Origin of the sequence: Stenotrophomonas sp. PS02289 (genome assembly GCF_029960115.1) — a bacterium.
GTDB lineage: Bacteria > Pseudomonadota > Gammaproteobacteria > Xanthomonadales > Xanthomonadaceae > Stenotrophomonas.
In genome coordinates this window covers 1-2,583 of record NZ_JASCOZ010000300.1, presented here as the reverse complement: position 1 = coordinate 2,583, position 2,583 = coordinate 1, and the positions used below count along the sequence as shown (strand labels likewise).

Below are 2,583 nucleotides of genomic sequence, written 5' to 3'. Positions count from 1 at the left end.
CAGCGTCAGTTGTGTATAAGAGACCGCCTTGGGGCCGGTACCTGCCGGCTGCACCGACCAACGGTCGGTGCCTACCCCGGTCAACTTAACACCCGGTAGGTGCCGACCGTTGGTCGGCACAACCATTTGAAGGACGAAACACCATGGCCGACACCCGCAAGCAGATGCTGCTCGATCCCGGTTTTGAACTGACCCTGCGCCCGATGCGCTACCCGCAGTTCTATGACATGTATCGCAACGCGATCAAGAACACCTGGACCGTGGAAGAAATCAACTTCCAGATCGACATCAGCGACCTGCACACCAAGATGTCGCCGGGTGAGCGCCACTTGATCCACCGTCTGGTCGCGTTCTTCGCCACCGGCGACTCGATCGTCTCCAACAACCTGGTGCTGAACCTGTATCAGCATCTGAATGCGCCGGAAGCGCGCATGTACCTGTCGCGCCAGCTGTACGAAGAAGCGCTGCACGTGCAGTTCTACCTGACCCTGCTCGACAACTACCTGCCGGACCCGGAAGAGCGCGCCAAGGCGTTCTCGGCGGTGGAGAACATCGACTCGATCAAGAAGAAGGCCGATTTCTGCTTCAAGTGGATCGACTCCATCCAGGACCTGCACCGCATCGAAACCCGCGAGCAGCGCCGCCAGTTCCTGCTCAACCAGATCTGCTTCGCTGCGTGCATCGAAGGCCTGTTCTTCTTCGCTGCGTTCGCCTACGTGTACTACTTCCGTTCGCGTGGCCTGCTCAATGGCCTGGCCTCGGGCACCAACTGGGTGTTCCGCGACGAAAGCGCGCACATGGACTTCGCCTTCGAATGCGTGGACGTGATCCGCGAGGAAGAACCGGACCTGTTCGACGACGAGATGAAGCAGCAGGTCTATGACATGCTGGCCGACGCCATCGAATGCGAAGTGCAGTTCGCCGAGGACGTGTTGTCCGGCGGCGTTGCCGGCATTTCCACCCGCGACATGCGCCAGTACCTGCAGCACTGCGCCGACAACCATTTCCACCGCCTGGGCATGGAAAAGAAGTACAACGTGCGCAACCCGCTGCCGTTCATGGAACTGCAGGACGTGCAGGAGCTGACCAACTTCTTCGAACGCCGCCCCTCGGCTTACCAGGTGGGCGTGCAGGGCGAAGTCGCCTTCGACATGAACTTCTGAGGCAGGGGACGCACCGATGACCACCGCCGCCGATGTCGTCCCGCCCACCGAAGTGCGCATGGCCGAGATCGTCTTCCCCAACCACACCAACCACATGGGCACCCTGTTCGGTGGCCAGGCGCTGGCGTGGATGGACAAAGCGGCGTTCCTGGCGGCGGCCCGTTACTCGCGCCGTGCCGTGGTCACCGCGCGTTCGGACCAGGTCGACTTCAAGCTGCCGATCACGGTCGGGCAGATGGTCGAAACCGTGGGCCGGATCGTCGAAGTCGGGCGCAGCTCGATGAAGGTGGAAGTGGAACTGATCGCCGAAGATCTGCACAGTGGCGAGCGCAAGCTGTGCACCCGCGGCCACTTCGTGATGATCGCGCTGGACGAGAATCACCACCCCACGGCGGTACCGCCGCTGCCGGCGGACATCGCCGGACCCTGAACCGGCAATTGCGATGGGGGCCTTGTGCCCCCATCTGCTTTCCATGTCACTTCCTCTGGCCGACTTCATCCACCGCGCCCGTCGCCTGTTCGTGCTGACCGGCGCGGGCTGCAGCACCGATTCGGGCATCCCCGACTACCGCGACGCCGACGGCCAGTGGAAGCGCACCCCGCCGGTGAACTTCCAGGACTTCATGGCGCTGCCTGCCACCCGCCAGCGCTACTGGGCGCGCAGCCTGCTGGGCTGGCCGCGCTTCGGCCAGGCCCAGCCCAACGGCACCCACGCCGCGCTTGCGGCCCTGGAAGACCGGGGCCAGATGGAAGTGCTGCTGACCCAGAACGTGGACTGCCTGCACCAGCGGGCTGGCAGCCGCGCGGTCATCGACCTGCACGGCCGCCTCGACCAGGTGCGCTGCATGGGCTGTGAGGCGCGCAGTCCGCGCGAGGACTTCCAGCACGCGCTGCTGGCACGCAATCCGGAATGGGCGCAGCTTGATGCAGCGCAGGCTCCGGATGGCGATGCCGACCTGGACGGCGTGGATTTCGGCAGGTTCGACGTGCCGGCCTGCCCGCACTGCGGCGGCATCCTCAAGCCGGACGTGGTGTTCTTCGGCGAAAACGTCCCGCGCGAGCGCGTGGCGGCTGTGCATGACCACCTGGGCCGCGCCGATGCGGTGCTGGTGGTCGGCTCCTCGCTGATGGTCTACTCCGGCTTCCGCTTCGTCCAGGCGGCCGCCAAGGCCGGCCTGCCGGTGGCGGCGCTCAACCTCGGCCGCACCCGCGCCGACGACCTGCTGACCCTGAAGGTGGAACAGCCCTGCGCCCCGGCGTTGTCGTTCCTGTTGTAACGCCGGGCTTGCCCGGCTGCGCGGTCGTCGGCACGTCATTCTGCGGGCGCGTGGCGACGCGTTTGGCGGAATGGTATGCAAATGTGGTCGCGGCGCGGCTTGCCCGGCTGCCCTTCGCGCGGCACCCACAGCCGGGCAAGCCC

General features: G+C 65.3%; 3 protein-coding genes. All 3 read left to right on the top strand.

The genetic code is table 11. The features are described 5' to 3' along the window. Positions 1–143: 143 nt before the first annotated feature. The 3 genes from QMX83_RS21160 to QMX83_RS21150 are packed head-to-tail and all read left to right on the top strand — an operon-like array spanning position 144 to position 2,440. Positions 144–1,163, top strand: coding sequence for a ribonucleotide-diphosphate reductase subunit beta (locus QMX83_RS21160; protein WP_282298594.1), 1,020 nt, complete (start codon positions 144–146; stop codon positions 1,161–1,163). Positions 1,164–1,179: 16 nt separating this feature from the next. Continuing rightward, entirely contained in the window at positions 1,180–1,593 is a 414-nt protein-coding gene (locus QMX83_RS21155) for an acyl-CoA thioesterase (protein ID WP_282298593.1), read from the top strand. Between the two features lie 43 nt (positions 1,594–1,636). Further along, positions 1,637–2,440 carry an NAD-dependent protein deacetylase gene (locus QMX83_RS21150; RefSeq protein ID WP_282298592.1) on the top strand — a complete coding sequence of 268 codons (804 nt, stop codon included), beginning with the start codon at positions 1,637–1,639 and terminating at the stop codon, positions 2,438–2,440. Positions 2,441–2,583 lie beyond the last annotated feature (143 nt).